Origin of the sequence: Thioalkalivibrio sp. ALJ21 (assembly GCF_000378605.1) — a bacterium.
Lineage (GTDB): Bacteria > Pseudomonadota > Gammaproteobacteria > Ectothiorhodospirales > Ectothiorhodospiraceae > Thioalkalivibrio.
The window spans coordinates 30,149-52,188 of the sequence record NZ_KB905158.1; the positions used below are offsets into that span (position 1 = coordinate 30,149).

The window sequence follows — 22,040 nt, forward strand, 5'->3', positions numbered from 1 at the left end:
CTCCTCCTGTCCCTCCTTTTTTTCGCGAGCTCAGCGTTTGCGCAGTCTGCAGACGAGCTCTCCCGGACAGAGCAGCTGCACGAGCACAGCGCATCAGAGCTCATCTCGGATGCGGAACAGCCGGGCTTGCCACCGGGATCGCTGCAGGGTCCAGCCGAAGATGACCTTGGTTACCTGATTCTGCGAAAGCTGCTCGGGGCGCCGGCATCCCAGACGCTCGAATACTTTGACCGGTCCGACGCTTCCCCGCCTCCGGGCGCAACGGCAACAGCTTACGTCCTAGGGATCCTCCCTGGAATCGCGCTAATTATTGCGGGCGTCCTGTTCGTCTACCTGTTCCTGATGGGATCTTTCAGTACGGGTAACACCGGTCAGTTCCTGGGCCGCAAATGGGACTCCGCCATGGTTCCGGTGCGATCAGGCCTCTGGGTGATGATGCTCATGCCTTTGCCCGGGTTTACCCCTTTGGCCGGTGTCCAGGTGCTGGTTCTGTTTCTGGCGCTCCTCGGGATCGGCATGGGGTCGGCCGTCTGGGCGCAAGCCGCCAAGTACATCGTTTCCGCCCCTATCGTCACTGTTGAGGTCCCCCAGTCAGCCGAGGCGGCAAACGCGCTCTTTCAAGGAAATGTCTGCCTCCACGCCCTGCGGGAACAGCGAGTCCTAGAGGGAAGCGGAGCAGCGATAGATTGGGGGGCGCCTTATACCCCAAGCAACCCGAGGTATGCCGAGCGCGACCAGACCAACCCGTACGCCATGTCGACCCCGAACACGCTTGAGGATAGGAATGAGACGTGGCAAGAGATCAGGTTCGGCGAGGGCGGCGCCTGTGGCGCTAAAGAAATCATGACCGCTGTCCCGAACGCCGTGCCTGGGAACAGCCCGAATGCAAATGTAAGCAACCTAAATCGGGAGCAGTTCAACCGCATTGCTCAGCCGGTGCTCCCTGCCATGCAGGCTTTCGTTTCGTCCACGAACTCCCTCGCCCAGCGCATCGGCACAGATGCGGACTACGAAATCACCTCCGCCGACATCACTGAATACAGCCAGGCGATGGCGACATTCCGCACTGCTGTGCAGGCCGGCGTCTACTCGGATCCTTCCGATCTATCTGAACTCGAGCTCCAGTATGCAGAAGACATCTCCAGAGGGGGGTTCGTCCTCGCAGGCGCCTTCTACTGGCAGATGGAGCGCCGCCACGATGCGATGGTCTCGTCCATCAAGCAGGCCATCTCGACACTGAGCGAGCCCGATGTCCCCAGCACCGGCACTGACGGCCTGTGGGAGCGCGTCAAGAACTTCATTCGGTCCGAGAAGGCGACAAACGAGTTCGTTGAAACCGCCATGAGCAACTCGGACGCGCTGATGCGGGAATACCTCGCTGCCACCATGTCGCCAAAGGAGCAGTTTGAAGCCACAGCCACTGCATACGGGGCATCCCCTCAGTTCCTTGGCGTCGGCCGCTGGCTCTCAGGGGCATCAGCAACGCTCGCCGAGAATCTGACCCGCATCATCCGCCATGACCAGCTTGCTGGGCACGGCGTAGACAACGCCAATCCAAATCCGATTCTCGAGATCAAGCTAATGGGCGACGTGATCACGAACGTCGCCACTATCGCAATGGTTGCGGGCCACGCCTTCAAGTTCAAAAGCGAAGGCCTGTCTAGCCAGCCTGTTATTGGGAAGGGATTTTCAGCAGCGCTTGCGGTTCCAATTGGAACCGTTTCCTATCTCCTGATGCTCGCAGTTTTCCTATTCAAAATAGGGTTCCTTTACGCGAACATTATTCCCGCGATCCCGACGATTCTTTGGTTTACAGCAGTTCTGAGCTACTTCATTTACGTCATTGAGAGCTTGGCTGCCGCGCCGTTCTGGGCAGCGATTCATGCGCACCCCGACGGGGGCGATGAATGGGCAGGCCGAGGGGGGAGCGGTTATCCCATCGTCCTCACTCTCACGCTGATGCCATCACTGATGGTCGTCGGGTTTGTCCTGGGCAACGCGATCATGCGCATGGGCGGCTGGCTCATCAACATCCTGCTGTTCGGGGCCCTGGAAGATATGAACTCGATGGGTCTCAACCTCCTCGCGTTTATTGGCATCCTGGTGGTTTACGGGATCCTGATGGTGATCCTGATTTACAAGTCATACTCCCTGGCCTTCACGCTGCCGAAGACCGTTCTGTCCTGGATGGGCGTCAACAATGCCATGGGCGACCTGGGCAGCAGCGAGGACAAGAACACCATCCTCATGGGTGCAGGTGCCGCGGGTGCCGCCGCTGGGGGAATCGCCCAGCAGGGACTCAACAAGAAACGCGGACCCGCGCCGTCTGCTAACCCCTCCGGTGAGCCGCCGCGCGGCGGAGGAGGCGAAGGTGGAGGATCTGATAGCACCACCGATGCCAAGGGAGGCTCATCCCGCGGGCAACGAGCAGGCCGGGTCGGCGACATAGGCCGGAAATGATCGGCGCACCCTAGGCCTGCCAGTTCCTAGCTAACCAACGAGGACTGAAAACGGAAGCCCGCCACATGGCGGGCTTCTTATTGTCTTGAACCCAGGCTTCAACGTTCGGAAGTGATTACACGCAGGCGCACAACAAAAAACCGGTGCAGGAGCCTCGCTCTTGCACCGGTCTATGGGGCCCACATCTGGCCTAGAAGGCTACATTCTCTTCCACTGCGCGCGCGACAAGTCCGATGTGGTCGTCATGTCGCCATAAATGGCGCCGGCCGTGCACTCGGACTCCATGGCGCAATGCTCATTTTGCGCCTTCATCTGCTCCAGATTGCGGCTCTTGGAGAGACCGTTTCTCGCCATGATGTTGAAGCCACCAAGCTCGGGGAACGGATCGTTCCCATCCTTATCCAGGATCGGAGAACTGGTGCGCTGGTAATACTCCATCGGGAAATAGAGGAGGCTCTTTCCAGACTGCTCGCGGAAAGTCCCGTTCTCCAGGATGAAGCGCTTCCTTCGTTCCAGCCATCCGTCATCCCGCTTGATGTCGGACGCTCTCTGCACCTTTCCAATCTTCTCCGCTTCCGGGGCGACACCCTCCGACGCCATACGGGACTTGTCGATACCTTCCCGCAGGCGATCAATGTAGCTCCTGGCGATCGCTATCCTCTCCGCGATTTCATCGGCACCGGCTCCGGATAGGTCGCCCCCGAGGAATGCATCCAGGTCATCACAGGCATCCCTTGCCATCCACGCCGGGACCACCATATACATGGCGACCCGCTCGGCTCGTGCAATCGCCTCGACGGAATACTCTCGGATCTTCTCGTTGCGCTCATTCTCGTCCCATTCATGATGGGAGTAGTGGCGGGGATCGGAGGGATTCTCAAACATCGCGATTATCCGAGAGATTGCGACCTTCACCTCCATCTCCAGGATGGAGGAGATGACTGACCCGATGGGCTTGTCGGAGATGAGGCTGGGCTGAAGCTCCTCTTCGCTCACTCGCTGTTGTAGCTCGCGGGCACTGTCTTGCTCGCTGGACAGCTGTCGCCGGGTAGCTTCGAGGTTCTGCTTTAGAGCCCCGATCTCTTCGTCGAGGAGCGCGTTCTGTCCGCCTTCCTCGCGTTTCTTGGCGTTGAGATCGGAGATCTTCTGTACGACCCGATTGAAGTCCTCAGCGAGGTTGTTGTACTCATCGACCAGCGTGTTGTACTGGCCCCAGGACGGCCTGGATTCCGCGTGACGCCTGGCCGCGAACATTTCGCGGATGGCGCTAGCCTCCTCTGGCGTTGGCCCCGAGAAGCAGGATGCGATAAACATCCCGCCCGCCATACCACTCCCGTTTCCTCGTCCAGACATGCTCAGGCCCCCACAAGGGTTGTCGTTTTCTTATTGGTTAGCGTGACGCCTGGCACATCATTTGTCAACCTATCCCGCAACCCCTGGGCGGCGTGACAGGGCAGGGGTGATGCTCGTTTCTTTCCACCCATCAAGAGAGGCATCTCCCACGGCCTCGAGATCTTTCTGCATCTCCGTGTGCTTCGCTTTCTTCTCGAGCTTCTCCATCGCCGTCTCATAGATGTCGTCGATGTCCATGCCATCAGGGTCGAAGGAAATCACGTTCTCCCAGCACACGCTCATTCCGCGGTCGTGATTTTCCGATTTCCGAAAAGCCTCGCGAATGGAGTCTCCCTCGTTGACCTGATCCGCCAAGCCCTTGCAGATATTCGCTTCGAGAGGTAGGAACTGCGAGATGTAGTCCCAGCGGGAATCCTCCGCGATTCGCTTCGAGATGGTGCGCGAGCGGTATTGGGCAACCAGGACCCACTCGTGAAAACGGAGTCCGCGCTGCTGAGGTTGCGGAGCGTTATCCCGCAGGCTCGGAATCGCCTGCCCCTCCGGCGGCTGGCTACCTGACGGCACTGCGCTCTCCGGCGCAACCGGGCGAGTGAGACCATTGCGCTCACGCCTCTTGTCCTCAAGCGCGGCCACCCATAAGGCCTCCGGGATCTTGAGCTTCTCGGAGAGCTCTTTAGACAGGTTTGTTTCGATAGGGTGAGGGGAGGGGAGGCGAGAGAGGATGTCCTCGATCTCTCCGTAGCAGAAGAACCTTCCCTCCGCTGATTTCGTGAGCCCCCTGGCGGCGAAATCCTCGACAAACGCATCGGTCAGCGCCATGACGTTTTCCCGCATAAAGGCCTCGAACTGCTCTCTTCCTTTTTCGGTAATGAAGTCGTCAGGGTCGCTACCTTCAGGAAACAGAACAAACGCCGCCTCGAAGTCCAGGGCCGGGTCTGAGAGGATTCCATTGCGGATCTTTCGCATGGCTGCTCGGCCCGGGTTATCGCCGTCCATGGCGAACAGAACGTACCGACCTGCTTCGTTCAGATTCCGAAGATTTTCCTCGGTCATCGCAGTGCCCATCGATGCCACGACGTTTGGGATTCCGTACTGCGAGAGCTTGATGACATCCATGTAGCCCTCGACAACGAAGGCCGGCTCGAGATCGGTTACCACCCCTAGGCGATGCGCGCCGAATAGGATTGATGATTTCTGGAAATGCTCGGACTCTGAGGAGTTCAGGTACTTTGGTCCGGCCGCATTATCATCGACCGCTCTGCCCCCAAACCCGGCCAGCGTCCCGTCGGCCGCCCGGATTGGGATCATGATTCGGTCCCGGAAGCGGTCAATCACCGCGCCTCTGTCCGTTTCGATGAGAAGGCCCGCTTCGACCCCCACCTCCTTGTCTAGATCCGTCGCAAGGTAGGCGCTCGATCGCGGGGAGTAGCCAATTTCCCAGTCCTTGACCGTCTCTTCCGAGAAGCCCCGATCCAGCATATAGCCCAGAGCCTCTTCGGACGCCCAAAAGGCTTCTTGAAAACGCTTGCTCGCCCACTCCAGAGTGTCGGCGACGTTCGCTTCTGGTTTCTGTTCCTTCTTTCCGAACCCAAACATATCGCTTACACCGCAACCCTGGGCGCTCGTTGAGGCTCCGATTGAGATGGGGCAGAGGGGGAGGGCTGGTCAACGTGCGCGGCTTCGGGCACAAGGACCGATCCCAGAATGTTGTACGCCTCGTCCTTGAGAGACGCCAGCGATGCATCGTTCCACACCACCAGGTCCCCGTCCTTCTCCTGAATGCCGTCTTCGCTGCAATGGGTGGCACTCTGAGGCGGCAGCTTGCGCCGGCGGGCATTGGCCTCGGAACGGATGTGAATCAAGGCGCCACCACTTTCACGAACGAGGTCACCTTCGTCCTCGAAGCGGATATCTGAGACCAGCGTCCTGGCTCCTTTCGGAGCCCTAATAGCCAAGCTTTGAACCCAGACCTTTGGGTTCACCATTCTTTGCCCCCAATCGGTGCCGATAGTCTGCTCCAGCGAGCGCATCGTCCGCCCTCCAAGCGCTTCGATGGAGGCGTCTTTGATCTCTTCGCGGCGCGCGAGCGAGACCCCAAGAACAGCGCACGAAAGCTTGCGGAGAGGGGCGGCAAACGAGTCCCAGTGGAAGGCTCCCCCTGATCCTTCCTGGAGAAATCTTGCAAACGTGTCTTTCCCGGCCCCCGCAAAACCCGCAATGCCCACGGATCCGCGGTTAAGCATCGCTTCCTGTCCGTGCAGATAGAGGGCCTTCCGCGAACCCCAAGGCTCGTCCAGTGGGATTGCCACCGTGGGATGCTGAAGCACGATCGGGAGCCTCCAGAAACCATGCCCAACGATGGCGCCCCAGTCGTGACGCAAAGATTGGGCGAGATCTGCCGCCGTCCATCCCGGCGCTGCATTAGCGGGCCGCCCAGGATGCTGGGCGACATCGAAACCCGAGATGTCTGACACCAAATCAGCGAACGGTTTTGGCAGCTCCACAACACCCATGACTGAACCCTCGTGAATATTGCGCTGACCATATCACTTTCGACATTCTGTGCAAACTGTTTCCGGAGGAGCAGCGTTCGCAGTGCGACTTGCCGGTCTGGCCGACGGAAGGCTCTCGAGGCCCACAGCGGCGCATATCGATCAAGCGTTACCGAATGACGTGCCGCGCCGAACGACGCCCATCATCAGCGCCGTTCGTTCTGTCACGGAACGGGGTACACAGGAAAGATGAAGCGAATCGAAAGCGCTTCATAGCGCCCTACTTGGGCCCATTCTTCTACTTCTGATAATAGGGGTTATCAGCAATTAGAGCCCTCCAGGGCCGCCTCTTGCTGCTTTCGCTTCTTCCCCGGCCGCACAAACCACAGGGTGTCCGAATCAATACCCCAGTTCTCCACCGCGCCGACCTCGACCAGGCGCTCCATTGCCTTCTTGGTCTTCGCCTTGAATGCCCGCTTCGACTGCGTTTCCGACCCGCATAGCTCGATGATCTTCCCGATCGAGACGCGATGCGGAACCGGCCGCGTTACGTGTGACATCACGTACCCGAAGAGCCAGCGCGCCAGGTCGCCCCTCACAGCCAGCCACATAGAGCGTTCATAGCGCGAGAAGCCATCCAGGAACAGCCTCGCAAGATTTACGTTGAGGTGAAGGTATGTCTCGCCGGTCTCTGCATCCGAGCTGAACTCATGGATCAGGCTACCTTTGTAGGTGGATCGCGGCGTCTTCACCTTCACCACGCACGCCATCATTCGGTCGATGCTCTCACCGAGCCATTCGTAGTCGGACTGTCCGACGTTCTTGCCAAGCTGTTTCAGGATTCCATGAAGACTGCACCGCACCACGTCACCCTCCATCGGAGGCTCGTGATGGTCGGGCTCACGCCCTCCATCATCTTTGGCGGCTTGCTCCTGCAGCTTCCTGTCATACCAATGGCTCAGGTTCCCGTATTTCTTCCTGTACAGGTCGACAGCGTGCATCCAGACAAGCAGGTCTGATTGGTCGAGCCGCATACCCGTGTAGCTGATCGAGACGCCCTTCCAAGCCGCAATATCGCGGTTCTTGTACATGTCTCGAGCCCCTCGCCCAGCAACCTTGAACAAAGCCGACCTGAGTACGCAGTGCGGGGCGGCGATCTCGTCCTCCTTCCAGTACGGAATCACCTCCTTCCTGCGTCGCCCGCTCGCCCCGGAATCGATTCCCAGCTCCATCTGCTGCCCGTTGCTCGCCATAAGCCCTACTCTCCCCCTGGAACATAAGAAGCAAAGGATATCATGAAAGCATTTAAGAGATCACTTGCGAACATCGAAGGCCGGGTGTATATTACCCCCTCAATGATCGTATGTAGTCATGTTGTTTCATCTCCTGGATCGGGGGCTAAAGATGGGTTCCACGGCTGAAAGACTGATTGATGCGTTGCCTCAGCGCCCGCACATCCGCGATGAGGATGTCGCCCGCTGGCTCGACGCTGTTCGTCGCCGGGATCCTGGGCGCGAGGTTTGGCACACGGACCGTCTGTTTGGTATTGGCGGCTCCGAAATCGGCAACTTCGTTCTGCACTCGCGAGGCGCCTTCGCGTTCGATCACCCGCGGAACATCATTCAGTCCAAGCTCCTTATGCGGGCGCCCAGTCCATCGAACCCTGACACGGAGCGCGGGACCGATCTTGAGCCGATCATCGGCAAGAAATTTCTCGAGCTTTCGGGTGGGACTCGGGACACCGAGGCGCTTCGTCACCTTGAAAACTATGACGGCCCTAAGCGTGCGAGCTGGATGCGGTCCAACCTTGACGACATCGTCGTCATTGACGGCAAGCGCTACATTCCCGATTACAAGGCTCCCGGGCCCGGCCGCGCTGAGATGTACAAAGAGAAGGGCGCCCCGCTCGATTACTCCTGCCAGCTCCACCAGTACCGGATGTGCTGCGAAGATGCCGGAATCCCAATCGACGGACTACTTCTCGTCCCTTTCTCTATGAATGAGTGGACCCCTCTTCCGCTCGAGATCGCCCATGACCCGAATCTCGATTCCGAAATCGTCGCCGTGGGAGATCACTACTGGAATGAGTGCGTACTGAAAGGCTTCATTCCTCCATACCGGGAGCCCGATGAGGACCCCGACCCCGTCGAGATCCCCGATGAGCTGCGGGAGCTCGCGGTTCGTTTCGCCCAGGCCCGCGCGCTCGAAGAGGAAGGCAAGGATCGTGCTGCAACGCTGAAAACCAAGATGGCGTTCATGGCCGAGCACTACGGGCTCACCCAGCGCCCCCTGACCTCGGTAGGCGTGGCCAACTTCAAGACCGACCTGCGCACAACGATTGACCGGGACCGAATCAACGAGCTCCTTAAAGCGCAAGAGGTCGACCCCAAAAAATTCATGAAGGTCGCGCGGAGGGAGTTCGATCATGTCGCCGCGATCGAGGAAATCGAGAGGCTTTATCCCGACATCGACTCAGAAGAGCTTGTCTACGAGAAGCCCTCGCTAACGGTTTCGCTGACCCGGAAGAAAAAGGGTGACGAGGCCGAAATGCTGGAAATCATTCGATCCGAAGTGCGCTCTGCAGCGTCTTCGGTTCTCTCATCCGACGAGCCCGCTCAGGGCGAGCACGAAGAGGAAGCTGCCCCAAAAGAAACCGAGACGAAACCGAAAAGCAGTAACGAACCCGTACAACAACGAAGCACCCTTCATCAACTCCGCGGTCGCATCTAACAACGACCCCTGACGAGGACGAAATCATGAGTCTTTTTGCGCAGCTCCAAGAGAAAGCCCAATCCGCCAACGCTGAGGGCGGCGGCTCCATGGCCCCCATGGAAAACATTGCAATCGCAGTTTCCGGGTACGACATGTCGGGGCAGACGCATTACGCGGTCGGCCGGCGCATCGATGATGACGGAAACCCCGACCCGAATTCGCCAGAGATCCGGATCAGTCTGCGCGAGGACAAGCAGAAGCGCGCTAACCCCCGGGCCGAGATCGCGGATTTCGCGAACCCTTCCAGCAAGAGCCACACAACGCAGGGCGGCATCCTGGTCGCCTCGAACTGCTATCCGACCCGGGGCGCAGAGAACACCTACTCCTCCCGCTGGCTGAGGCCGTACGCCCACAACCCGAGCGAGGCGATCGTGCTTCGACGGCTCACCACCGTTGATGCCTACCAGGGTGTTGACGATAAGAATCAGCCGCGCCAGTTCGTCCGGCTGGTCTCGTTGCGACCCTCGGGCGCTCAAGCGGTTACCAGCTCCGCAGACCTTCGGGCCAAGCTGCGCGATGCCCTGCAACCCTCCAACCCCGCCATCAATACGCTTGCCGTAGTGCGGGCTGTGGCGGCCGGCCCTGACGGCACGGACCAGACGTTCGGTGTTGTGGTGGACTCCCACTCCGAGCGCGATCCGTCTACGGGCTACAACCTCACCGCAGACGCAGAGAAGTCCCTGCAGATGCTCGAATCGAATGGCACCCGTAGCGGCTTCAGGCTCGCGGACTTCGACCAAGTGCTGGGCGATCCAAATCTCAAGATGATGGAAGTGGTTCCCGGGACCGCAATCTACATGGGCAAGCAGTCGGTGCAGGCGTTCTTTAAGAACCCCAAAACCGTCGATCTGACCAATCAGACTTACCGCGTCCCCAGTCTCGCGGAAGACGGCGTCGAGCGCGCCTTCATCCCGACTTGGGTTGCTCTGCGCGAGTACCCGCAGCGCGACCCCAATGTGGCGCCCGGTCTCTTTGTCACCGAGTTCGCACCGGAATTCTCGTTCCCGGATCGCTATCGTCTCCACGATATTCCGACGCCGAACTACTCGAATCCGGCTGCCGCTTTCCCCTCGAACCCGCCGAAGAAAGAAGGCACGCAGCATCAGACCCCGATGAATCAGGGTCAGGCTATGCCGCAGCAGCAGAGCCCGATGAACCAGGGTCAGGCCATGCCACAGCAGCAGAGCCCGGTGAACCAGGGTCATGCCATGCCGCCGCAGCAGAGCCCGGTGAACCAGGGTCAGGCCATGCCGCAGCAGCAGAACCCGATGAACCAGGGTCAGGCCATGCCGCAGCAGCAGAACCCGATGAACCAGGGTCAGGCCATGCCGCAGCAGCAGAGCCCGATGAACCAGGGTCAGGCCATGCCGCAGCAGCAGAACCCGGTGAACCAGGGTCAGGCCATGCCGCAGCAGCAGAACCCGATGAACCAGGGTCAGGCCGTGCCGCCGCCTCACCAAGGGTTCGATCAGACCCCTCCGCCTCCGATGGACGATCAGGCTGACGGACTTTCCGAGGAAGATGCCGCCTTCTTGGACCAGATGGCTCCCAGCAGCGCATTCCGGCCGCAGGTCTGATTTCCACTCGACCCAATCAACCCTGCCCCGGTTTCCGGGGTGGGGTTTTTTCCGTTCGGAACCGGAATTCCTGAGATGCGATTAACCGACGAACAGCAGGCCATTCGAGACACCCGCAGCAAAAAGGTGTCGGTATCCGCTTTTGCGGGAACAGGGAAAAGCTCAACGCTCAGGGCGCTTGCGGAAAGCCGCCCTCGCGAAACCTTCTTGTATATCGCCTACAACTCATCCGTTGCTCGCGAGGCAAACGATAAGTTCCCGGCGAACACGAAGTGCACAACCGCTCACGGCCTCGCATACGCGGGGTACGGGCACCTCTATCGATCCAAGGGGAAGCTCCAGGCTGGAGGCTCGATGACCGCCTGGCAGGTGCTCCAAGCCCTACCGGAAGCCGCCCAGTCCCATATTTCCGAAGAGCAGAGACCCGTATTTGCGCGTCACGTCCTCGAGTCCCTGAACCGATTTCTCTATTCGAGCGACAAGCAGATCAAGATGCAGCACGTTGCCTTTCGCAAGGCCAATGATCCCGATGCCAACTACGACGCCCACGAGATCCTGAAGGCCGCACGATTTTGCTGGAGGCTGATGGTCGACTACTCCACTCGCGCGCTGCCGATGACTCACGACGGCTACCTGAAAGTCTTCCAGATTTCCGACCCCATCCTGAAGGGCGACACAATCCTTCTCGATGAGGGGCAGGACGCTAATGGCTCCATGTTGTCGATCATCGACAGCCAGCGAAGTGTCCGCAAGATCTTCGTCGGGGATCGCCACCAGCAAATTTACGCCTACCGAGGCGCCCTAAACGCACTCGATCGCCTCGAAGGATTCGACGAATACGCGCTCACCCAAAGCTTCAGGTACGGCGAGACAACGGCGTCGCTGGCAACGCGAATCCTGAAGGACGCTTCCAACGAGGAAAGGGTAATCCGCGGCGCACCCATCGAAACCGAGATTGCGGTTGCCGAAGCAAATCTCGAGCCCGGAAAGGCCATACTCGGGCGAAGCAATATCGGCCTGATAAACCGCGCCCTGGAAGCCATCGACCAGAGGATCCCCGTCTCCTTCCGCGGGGGGCTCAAGCAATACGATCCGATCAAGCTGGTCGATGTCTACGCACTGAAATACGGCGGAACCCTCCGGTCCCCCGAGCTCAAGCGTTTCCGGTCATACGAGACCCTGTCGTACTACGCCCAGAAGAGCGGAGATGCCGACATCCTTTCGGCGATCAAGCTCGTTGACACTCGCGGGCGCGACCTCCTGCGCGACATGGACCGCTTAACGCACGCAGCCAGCTGCCCCCGCGATCCCTCGAATGGCATCGATTTTCTTACGGTGCACAAGGCGAAAGGTCTCGAGTTCGACCGGGTCGAATTGTCTGACGATTTCTCCGCCCTGGAAGGACGGAGGAAAAGTGAGACTCGGGCCGTCTCCGAAGTCCCCCTGTCGGAGATCAACCTTCTCTATGTCGCGCTCACTCGTGGAATCCGCCGCATAGACCTTCCTAAGGGGGTTCGCTCATTCATCCAAGCCAACTGGCCTACTGCAGGGGTGGGCCTGACGCGAGAGGAGTGGCTTAAGACGATGCCTGCCAGCGCCGGGAAGATCCCTGGGGGCGAGTAACAGTTCCGCATGCTCTCCGTATGTGATACGTTTCATGCAATTCTTCTGACTGTTTTAGAGGGGCATCAAGATGAAATGGATTGATCTCAGCGAACACCAGGCGGCCGTGATACCTCAGCGGCTCCCATCAGGCCTGGTGGTGCTGGTCCTTTGGTCTGGACCCGAGTCTGATACTCAGCCCGAAGCGATTCGATCGATCGGGTTCCAGCAGCTCCCCTCTGGTATTTGGTTTTCTCGGCGCTGGACAAACCCCGAAGGCGGGCTGAAGCCGCCCAGAGTGGCCGATTTCTCGCCTGCATTCCCGCGTGCCGCCCTAAAAGAAATGTCGTGGGACCAAGTCACTACCATGCCCTCCTCCCCTCCTTCTGAGCCCAATGCCCTCGAGCCCGCTTCGAACGAGGCGCCTAAAACGCCGGCCCAGCAGTTTGCGCCGCTAAACGAGGAGTCCTTCATCGGCATTAACTCGGACGGGGAGCGCGTCTACGCAGGCGCCGACGCCCGGTTTGTGGTCGCCGCGGATGGGTCGCGCGTGCCAGGCCCCGAGATCGATCCGAACGGCCGCGGCATCGTAGATGCCCGCTTCCTTCATGCCGGATCCGCGAGACGCATCGATGACTTTGCGCTGCTGTCCTGCGCTCGAGGAGCCCTCCAGAACGCATACCAATCAGGGTCGGACCTAGGCAAAGAGCAGATCCGCGAGTTCGCGGACACCGTTCTGACAGGGGTCAATGCCAGGACGTCTATGGGGAAAGGAGCCGTGGCGAAGGCCCATGAGGCTTTGGTTGTGGCTAACGCTGAATTCGCGAATCGCATGCGCCTAGATGGCCAGTCCGCGATTGGCACCCTGCTTGACGACATGGTGTCGATCGAAGACCGGATTGCCCCGCTCTCCAGCGAGACTCACACCGACATGCCTCTACCCCTGGCGGCCTGCGCGGGCGACTTGATTCCAACCGCCGACCGCTTGGTTACGGTTACGCACTCAGTGGGCGCCAATGCGTCGGCCGCCCTACACCCCAGCTCGGAAGTGACGTTCATTGCGGATAAGTCCCGCACGGCCCTTGAGTCGTACGATATCCCGAAGCTGTTCCGGTCGAGCGCGACCATTCGAACGAACCTCGACCTCCGGCATCGCTATACACCCAACAGCACTGACGTGCTCATCGGACACATTCAGCAGCTTGACAACGCCATCACGGAACTCCCGCCGGTGGATGGTTCCCAGTTCCTCGATACGGCCCTGTGGCAGGCCACGCATGCGCTGCGCACCATAGGCGACTCCGGGCGCGCGTTCCTGTCCTTCCAGGCGCCGCCGAATGGATTCTCAGAGGCCGCCCTGGACCAGTTTGCTCGATGGGCTTCCACCTATTATCACGTCGAGTCTGCGATTGATCTTTCCCCTTCAGCCACCGGGAAGCCATCGGTGGATCCGGCCCGCCAGGTGTTTGCGGTTCTCATCGGCGGCCGAAGAGCAGCGCCCGACCCAGAAGCATCGCGTGTGGAGATCCAGAAGCTGGAGTCCCTGGACGATCTGGCTGGCTGGGTGACCTCCACTCTCGAAGCCCGAAAATCTCTCGGTGCCGCCCAGGTGGAATACGAAGGTGAGCGGGTCTCGGAAATTCTGCGGGACCTGCGGAACAAGTCTCAGGCTGCTGAAGCGGCCCACCTGAACGCCTACCAGGCACGCTACATCCCGCTGACTCGCATAAGCGAAAGCAGCACCATGGTTCCAAAGTTCATGGCGCGCCCCCTGCGGCAGGCCTTTACTCGCCTCTTACACGAGAAAGGCCCAATCGATCAGTACGTCGGCACTTCTCTAGGGCTCGAAAAGGATGCCCTCTCGGACGGCCGTTACTCCGCCGAGCAGATCGACGCCCTTGGGCTAATGTTTCGCCGAATGGATCAAGGCAAGCCATTCCTCATTGGCGACCAAACCGGGGTCGGCAAAGGTCGAGAGCTTGCAGCGGGCATTGCCAAAACGATCCGCGATGGCAACCGCGCCGTATTCTTCTCTGAATCCTCCGCCCTCTTCCAGGACATCTACCGAGACCTGAGCGACATCGGGGCAGCCGATGGGATACGCATATGGTCGCTCAACGACGACGCCGTGATCCGTGATCCGGCCGACCCAGGCAACATCGTGTACCAATCCGACCCGAAGCAGACCCGGCGTCTGCTGAAGTCGAATCTTCGCGAAATCGACGAAACTCTCGAGGGCGTGGACCTAGTTCTCTGCACCTACTCGCAGATCAGCCGCCTAGCCCCCGGGGAGAAGAGGCTCCTGTCTAGCCACAGAAAGAAAGAAGACGGGGCTTGGGTGGATCCGGCCGGCGTCTACTCGCTTGACGACATCCAATCCATGAATCGCGCTGAGAACAAAGGCGCCCTTATGACCTGGATTACCAGGGGCGCGAGCATCTTTGCCGACGAGGCCCACAACGCTGCCGGACAAAGCAACACTTTCGAGCGCATGAAGACCATTATTGAGGGCGCAGGCCCGGTCGTTTTTGCAAGCTCAACCAGCGCATCGGACGCCAAGAACTTCCCTCTGTACGCCGACCTGTTCCCTGGGGACATCAACGACGAGCAGCTCATTGGGACCCTCAAAAAAGGCGGCGCACCACTCGCCGAGGTGGTCTCCCAAATGCTCACCTCGGACGGCGCATACATCCGCAGGGAGCATGACATTGGGGCCCTCGACGTGGAGCCGATCACCGACCCATCTCGCCATGACCGAAACGTTCGGCTGACCAATGCGTTTGCTAACGTCATCAGTGAGTTCGGGATGCTCACAAGCGAAATACACCGGACCACATCTGCAGCCAGTCAGCGGCTTCGCCAGAGCAGCAAAGGATCGCCTGGCCCCAAGGCTGGTCGCGAAATAGGCTTCTCGTCCTCACTCGGCGTTGGGTCGCAGCTCGAGATTATGGGCAGGCACATCCACCTTCTCATGTCGGCAGATAGCGTTGCTGATCACGCGATCGAGGATCTCAAGGCCAATCGAAAGCCAATCATCTTCTTCAACTCCACCTCGGAGGCTCTACTGAAGGCCGTCAAGGATCGCCATGAATCCCTTGGGCCCGAAGCCGAGACCCCTCTTGAGGCTGCCGGCTACGACATAACTGATGAAGGCATCCCTGCAATCCCCACCATCAGGGATTCTTTCGCCCGCGTGCTTCAGGGCGTTCTCCGGGTCGACGAACGCGATGAAAACAACAAGGTCCGCAGAACCATGTCGATCGAGGAGCTCGCCCAGGAATACGGGCTGAGCGCAGGGAAGGTCACGAATCAAATCCAGAGCGTCATCGACGCCATTGACGACCTTGCCAAGCAGGTCCCAGAGGAGGAGCTGCGCCTGGCCCCACTCGACATCATTCGCCACCGAATCGCGAAAGCAGGCTTTTCAGTGGCCGAGCTAAGCGGGCGCAAGCATGAGATCCAATTCTCGGGCGAGGACGAGCGGCCCCGCATCGTGGATCGACCAAACGTCGCGCAGAACGACATCATCCGCGGATTCAACTTCGGCGAGTATGACGCCCTCATCGCAACACGAAGCGGAATGACTGGCATCAGCCTGCACGCTTCAAGGAAGTTCTCCGACCAGAGGCAGAGGTCTGTCATCAAGACGGAGGCCGAGACACGGCCGGAAAAGATCTTCCAGATGTTCGGTCGAGCCTATCGTAACGACCAGGTCAACACCCCTCTTCTCAAGACATTCACCACTGGCATGCCTTACGACATACGGCGAACTGCCATTGAGAACAACAAGATCCGGAGCCTCTCCGCAAACACAACGAGCAACCGCGCCTCGCCAATTCTGCGCGAGACCATTGACATCCTTAACCCCGTTGGTGACCGGGTGTGCGCAAACTGGCTGCTCAACAATCCCGACATGATCGACCGGCTGTTCATTCGAGAGGACGAGATCACCAACGGACTAAAGGGCGTCGGTGCCAACACCGGCAATTCGCTCTCGAACAAAGTCACTTCCCGGCTCATGATGCTTCCATATGAAGAGCAGATTGAGACCTATAATCAGCTGGAATACGAATTCCAGTCCCATGTTCGATCACTGGAGTCTCGAGGCATCAACCCATTCCGGGTAGAGGAAGCCGACCTAAAAGCACGCGAGCTCAGTCGCGAGGTGGTATTGGGTGCAGAACGGACCCACTATGAGTCCGAGTTCGATCGACCAGTAGAGCTGGTTGAAATCGAATTTGATATCACCGTCAACCCGCTTACTTCAGATCAAGTGGACGACCTTGTGCGTAAGGGATCGGATGACATCCTGCATCTTCCTAGGGTCCGCGACGCTATCAAGCGTGGAGCGGCATCGGATGCTGCTATCAGCGCATCCCCGATGGCACCTTACCGAGCGATCGTCGAAAACAACCGCGAAGACCTCCTCGAAAAAACCCTGAAATGGGAGTTGATGGGGCGTCGGTTCAGCAGACATGGAGGACATGATTCCATTGAGTCGGCCCTTCAGGATTCAAAAAGCCAGGTTTTTGAACTCAATCAAAGGCTCGATGACCTAGTGGATGCGCTATCCAAAATCCGTATCGGATCGACCATCACCAGTCACGACCTCTTTAGGGGAGACCGAGAATCCGTAGTCGTGGCCATCCAGCCCCCTACGCCTGGGTATGAGCATAACGCGAGCCAATATGAGGTCCACCTCGCCCGGCCAGACGCCAGCTCCGTTACGGCAGTCCCCTTGACCCAGCTCATTCAGTCTGGGGCCCTAGACACCATTTCGGCATCCATCTGGAGCGACAATCACCCGCTCCGGTCTACATTTGACTCAGCCAAATCCGGGACCTTTAGCCAGCGCCGATACATGCTTTCAGGAAACCTGTTCTCTGCCGCGAACTGGGCATCCCAGAAGAATGTCGGAGTCCCCTTCGCCTATACGGACCATACAGGCGTGCGGCATCGGGCCATTTCCCTGAATGAGAAATTCCACCCAGAAATGATTCGGTCGACAGACATACCTGTTACCGACGCTGCAAAAGCGATCGACTTCTTTGGAATCTTCCCGAAGTCGTCACTCGAAAACCAGATGGAATACAAACCATCAAGCAGCGTGAAATTGCAGTGCAACCAGAGCGCGCCCACCAAATACGCGGTCCCTGGCGAGTACACCCTCCAATTTCCAACAAAAAATCCAAGGCTCGCAAGACTCGCCGACCACCTCCCCTCCGCTGGAAACACAACGCGCACCATCGTGGGCTTTGATGCCAAGGACATGGGCAATGTTCTGCAGTTTCTAAAGAGTGCCGGCATTCAGCTACGCACGCCCGCCCGAGAGAGGGCATGGGAATGGTCCCAGGAGTACGATGCGCGCGAACAAATGGGGTCGAAGAAACCCTCTGATTCGTTGGAACCGGATGAAACAAAGGGTACACTAATGCACAAGGCAACGGCCTAGCCCACACGAAACCTCAGAGGGGAGAAATGAACAATAGCGACCACGCGAAGAACCCTCCACGTCCCTTTAAGACAGGGGATGTCGTAGCGCTTCGAGACATCCCTCCGGGAGAGGATCAGCCACGAGATCTCGCTTGCTACGTCCCTGATGGCCGCAGCGCGGTAATGGTTCTAGTGGATGACCCTTACACCATTTTCCGCCTGGACCGGGAAAAGCTAGCTGAGCTGAGACCCCTCGCAAGGGATGCCACCTTTGGCCCTGAGAACGCCGATCAGATTTCCGGCGTCCTTAGCGAGCGAGCGCGAGACACCGAGGTAGAGGTCGTGTCCGGGAAGTTCCGGTCTGGCGCCTACGCAATCGCCTTTCGAAAGGGGCTGGACACGCCTGTAGACGAGAAGATCTTTGCGATCGCTCACGGGCCCGAGGCGCAGCAGGCATTGGTTGAGGCCGCAGAAGGCCACAATCACTCCCTGCGATCTGCGGTCGCGAGCTCCCCGGATCGCGCGCCCTCCACTCCCCGGCCTCGCTCCCCGGGAATGTAGATCGCGCCCTTCTTGTTGGCCCTGGATGTGTGAATTAACGGGAGCGCACGAGAGCACCCCGTGCGCCCTCAAAGGCTATCTATGAACCTGCTTATCGTTGAGAGTCCCAGCAAATGCAAAACCATTGAGGGGTACCTCGGCCCCGGCTGGGTCGTCGCTGCTAGCTACGGTCACATCCGGGATCTCCCCGAGAAAGAGATTGGGGTGGCGCCCCCCGATTTTCGCCCCAAATACGAAATTCCCGACCGCTCCAAAAAGGCGGTCTCTAAGCTCCGCTCCCTCGCCAAGAAAGCCGACAAGATTTTCCTCGCGACTGACCCCGATCGAGAAGGCGAAGCCATTTCGTGGCATTTGGCGGCGGTTCTCGGCGTCTCGAAAGACCCACGAGTAAGCCGGATCTCTTTCAACTCCATTACACCGGAGGCCGTGAAGTCGGCAGTCAGCAACCCTGGCCGAATCGATACGCACCTGGTTGCGGCGCAAGAGTGCCGGCGGGTGCTTGATCGACTGATCGGATACATGGTTTCCCCGGACCTTGCCCGGGCGCTCGCCGCAAAGGCTTCAGCCGGGCGAGTCCAGACTCCAGCCCTGCGCCTAGTAGTAGACCGACAAAATGAGATCGACGCGTTCGTCCCTACTGATCACTTCCTCGCTCGGCTCGGATTCCCTGGCGGGTGGTCAGCAACCTGGGTTGCTGCCGATCACTGCGAGGGTGACCCGCCCTACTGCCTAGAGCGCGGACTTGCTGAACAGGCGGCGGGCACGCCCCAGGTTCGAGTGGCCACCTATGAAGAGGGCACTCAATCGCGCAACCCCAGTCCCGCGTTCACGACCTCATCTCTCCAGCAGGCTGCCAGTTCCAAGCTCAAGATCCCACCGAAGCGGGCCATGGACCTAGCGCAGAAGCTCTACGAGAAAGGTCTGATCTCGTACCATCGAACCGACTCCAAGAACCTCAGTGATGAGAGCGTCCAGGCTCTTCGGGCCTACCTTTCGTCAAAAGGTATCGAGCTGCCTGAGAAGCCGAATCGCTGGAAAGAAGCCTCCGGATCCCAGGAGGCGCACGAATCGATCCACCCTACGCGCTACGAGCTAGAGAAAATCCCCGACTGCGATGACCCCGATCTCCAGCGGCTCTACGACCTGATCCATGCCAGGGCCCGCGCCTCTCAGATGCTCCCGGCCAGATACAACGCCAAGGTGGCGATTCTGGAGTCGACCCAAGCAGACTCTGGCGGCCGAATTCACCGATTCCGCGCAAAGGGACGCGTACTGAAGTCGCCGGGCTGGCTAGCCGCATGGAATCCAGATGAAGAAGCCGAGGAGGAAGTTGACCCGGATGACGATCCCGATGCCGACAACCCGATTCCTCGCCTAGCCAATGGGTCGGTGATTTCTGTCGAGCAGGGCCAGGTCGTTTCCAAAACGACAAAGGCCCCACCCCTCTATACAGAGGCTTCTCTAGTGCGGGCACTGGAGCGTCGGAATATCGGACGACCCTCCACCTATGCCTCAATCCTGGACCTCAATCAGCGTCGCGGTTACTGGTCCGTTTCGAAAGGCAAAATCCACCCGGAGCCGATTGGCCACTCGATCATTAACGCGCTCCGCCCGCACTTCCAGTTCGTTGACCTGGCCTTCACCGCGGACCTCGAGGCCCAGCTGGACCGGGTAGCCAAAGGTGAAGCCCAGTTTGGTCCACTGGTTAAGCTCGCGTACGAGATGCTCTCCAAAGAGACCGAGAACCTGAGGGCAAGCAATCCGGAGGCTCCCAAAGGGGCTGGCAACGAAGAGGCCCATGCTGATTGCCCGAAATGCGGCCGTGCAATGCGTCGCCTCCCTTCCAAGAAAAAGAGCGGCTCATTTTGGTGGTCGTGCTCAGGTTTCCGCGAAGACCCCAAATGCGACTTCAAGGCGCCCGACCTCAAAGGCGCCAAGCCACCCAAGCCTGACCTGGAAGCTGCGAGCAACAGCGAGCGCAGCACGAGTGACACATCCGCAGCCCCGCCCTGCCCCAACTGCAACGAAGACCACGGCGGCCTCCTGCTGCAGCGAAAGGGGAAGTACGGGGTCTTTTATGGGTGCAACCGATATCCCGAATGCAAGACCACCGTGCAGGCCGACAAGAAAACGGGCGAGCCCGCCCTAGAGAGCGCCTAGGAAGACACTGGAACCATGAAAATCCCACAGGACTTCGTCGACCGCCTTCGATCCGATGTACCGATCGAAGATGTGATCGGTCGGCATGTGAAGCTCAAAAAAAGCGGAAAGGAATTTCAGGCGCTTTGCCCTTTCCACACTGAAAAGAGCCCCTCTTTCTCGGTCGTGCCCTCCAAAGGGTTTTACCACTGCTTCGGGTGCGCCGAGCACGGCGACTCCATCAGCTTCATCATGAAATTCTCGCAAGTCGACTTTCGTACCGCGGTTGAGGAAGTTGCGGCAGTCGGCGGGCTCACCATTCCAGAGCCAACCCCGGACGCCACCAGCGCTTCGATCGCCAAGAAAAGTGCTGAAAGCAAGAAGAACGCTGACCGGAAATCGGGGCTCATCTCGAACGCCCTCTCCGTCTTTCAGGGAACCTGGAAGAACCTGCCGGAAAAGACGCGCCGATCGATCACCTCAGGCAATGATGAATTCTTTTCCAATGAGATCGGGATTGGATGGGCAGACGGGGCCGGCTCCACGTCCGTGATCGATCTCATTGCCGAGTCCCCAAACGATCTGGAACTGCTGCGCCAGGCGGGACTTGCCGAATATTCGGCAGCTGACGGGCGCTATCGCGATGCCATCAACAATGCCCTCATTCTTCCTGCCGCCGATAGCGCCGGGAAGCTCCGGGGCATCTATTCGATCCCAGCGAAAGGCGCCCGAGTATTCCGGGGAGCGCGTCAGGTGAACTGGCATGGAACCGGACGCCCCACCTGGGTGGGTGAGCCGCAACGGATCCAGTCACAGTCGTCCAAGAGCGACGGCCCCCAGTACCAAGGGGGCGACCGACTTTGGATTACAGATTCCATCACGATCTACGGGCAAGCGTTGAATGCGAGCATCCGGAACATCGTGTACGTCCCGAAGCCCGAAGGATTCGAGGCCGACCCAATGCTGCAGCGCCTCCAAAGGGTTTCCGAGAACCAAGTGATCCTGACGCACAATGAATCCCTTCTGGCGCCCTCCAAGAACCCCTTGCTGACGGCTGTCGCGCGGGTCAGCGATCCGAGCGTGAAATACGCGGTTGTCCCCCACTTTGCGATCCCGCAAGCCGCGAAAGCACCCCCTGAGGCGCTACCTGGATACATTGAACAGGTCGTGACGGGCCTCCAGATTTACGCTTGCCCAGAATGCTCGGGCGGGAAGGAGAGGTTCCTGGAGCAAGCAAGGCCCTGGGTTGAGGAGATCCGCCACCCTATTTATCGATCCATGGCGCAGGAATCGATTGAGAAAGAGGCCGCACAAATCCACGAGGCTTCACTTTCAGTGGGATCCAGCAGCAAGGCATTCATCTCAACCCCAGAGGCCATCAGCGAGGATATGAAAGACCTGATCGCCGAGGCCGTTGAGAAGCGAGGTCGGATTTCTCGGCCCATGCCTCCTCACCTGCAGGGCCAACCGGGACACAATCTCCTCTTTCGCCTCACCAACGAACAGGCGCCTGACGTCACGCATGCTGAGCTTGCGGCAGCGAAGCTTATCCTTGATGACGTGAATGCCGCTAAGCGGGCCCCATCACTCGCCAGCGAAGACCAGGCGGAGCCGGCACCCCATAAAACAAGAACCCCCTAGGTGGGGGTTC

General features: G+C 59.2%; 11 protein-coding genes. 7 read left to right on the forward strand and 4 right to left on the reverse strand.

Annotated elements, in window-relative coordinates:
* Window positions 1–126 precede the first annotated feature (126 nt).
* A complete protein-coding gene (locus F579_RS0113015; RefSeq protein WP_231365828.1) occupies window positions 127–2,460 on the forward strand; it encodes a DotA/TraY family protein in 2,334 nt (777 codons plus the stop codon).
* 198 nt (window positions 2,461–2,658) lie between these two features.
* Here F579_RS0113015 and F579_RS0113020 read toward each other — a convergent pair whose 3' ends face one another.
* The 4 genes from F579_RS0113020 to repC form a co-directional block, all read right to left on the reverse strand.
* Entirely contained in the window at window positions 2,659–3,774 is a 1,116-nt protein-coding gene (locus tag F579_RS0113020; protein ID WP_231365829.1) for a hypothetical protein, read from the reverse strand.
* 108 nt (window positions 3,775–3,882) lie between these two features.
* A complete protein-coding gene (locus F579_RS0113025) occupies window positions 3,883–5,409 on the reverse strand; it encodes a toprim domain-containing protein (protein WP_019025486.1) in 1,527 nt (508 codons plus the stop codon).
* A gap of 5 nt (window positions 5,410–5,414) precedes the next feature.
* The gene (locus F579_RS0113030; RefSeq protein WP_019025487.1) at window positions 5,415–6,326 is read right to left on the reverse strand and encodes a hypothetical protein; all 912 of its coding nucleotides are present in this window, start codon (window positions 6,324–6,326) and stop codon (window positions 5,415–5,417) included.
* Between the two features lie 299 nt (window positions 6,327–6,625).
* Window positions 6,626–7,558: a replication protein C, IncQ-type gene (gene repC, locus F579_RS0113035; RefSeq protein ID WP_019025488.1), complete on the reverse strand. Its 933-nt coding sequence runs from the start codon at window positions 7,556–7,558 to the stop codon at window positions 6,626–6,628.
* A 151-nt stretch (window positions 7,559–7,709) separates the two neighbouring features.
* Here repC and F579_RS0113040 point away from each other — a divergent pair, with 151 nt between their 5' ends.
* The 6 genes from F579_RS0113040 to F579_RS0113070 all read left to right on the forward strand — a co-directional run bounded on the left by F579_RS0113040 (window position 7,710) and on the right by F579_RS0113070 (window position 22,030).
* Window positions 7,710–9,035, forward strand: coding sequence for a YqaJ viral recombinase family protein (locus F579_RS0113040; protein ID WP_231365830.1), 1,326 nt, complete (start codon window positions 7,710–7,712; stop codon window positions 9,033–9,035).
* Between the two features lie 26 nt (window positions 9,036–9,061).
* Window positions 9,062–10,654: a hypothetical protein gene (locus tag F579_RS14695; RefSeq protein ID WP_155996901.1), complete on the forward strand. Its 1,593-nt coding sequence runs from the start codon at window positions 9,062–9,064 to the stop codon at window positions 10,652–10,654.
* Between the two features lie 75 nt (window positions 10,655–10,729).
* Complete coding sequence (locus F579_RS0113050; RefSeq protein ID WP_019025491.1) at window positions 10,730–12,277, forward strand: AAA family ATPase; 1,548 nt, start codon at window positions 10,730–10,732, stop codon at window positions 12,275–12,277.
* Window positions 12,278–12,347: 70 nt separating this feature from the next.
* The gene (locus F579_RS0113055) at window positions 12,348–17,708 is read left to right on the forward strand and encodes a strawberry notch-like NTP hydrolase domain-containing protein (protein ID WP_019025492.1); all 5,361 of its coding nucleotides are present in this window, start codon (window positions 12,348–12,350) and stop codon (window positions 17,706–17,708) included.
* A 623-nt stretch (window positions 17,709–18,331) separates the two neighbouring features.
* On the forward strand, window positions 18,332–20,410 hold the full coding sequence (gene topA / locus F579_RS0113065; RefSeq protein ID WP_019025494.1) for a type I DNA topoisomerase: 2,079 nt from the start codon (window positions 18,332–18,334) through the stop codon (window positions 20,408–20,410).
* Between the two features lie 15 nt (window positions 20,411–20,425).
* Window positions 20,426–22,030 carry a CHC2 zinc finger domain-containing protein gene (locus tag F579_RS0113070; protein ID WP_019025495.1) on the forward strand — a complete coding sequence of 535 codons (1,605 nt, stop codon included), beginning with the start codon at window positions 20,426–20,428 and terminating at the stop codon, window positions 22,028–22,030.
* Window positions 22,031–22,040: the final 10 nt, after the last annotated feature.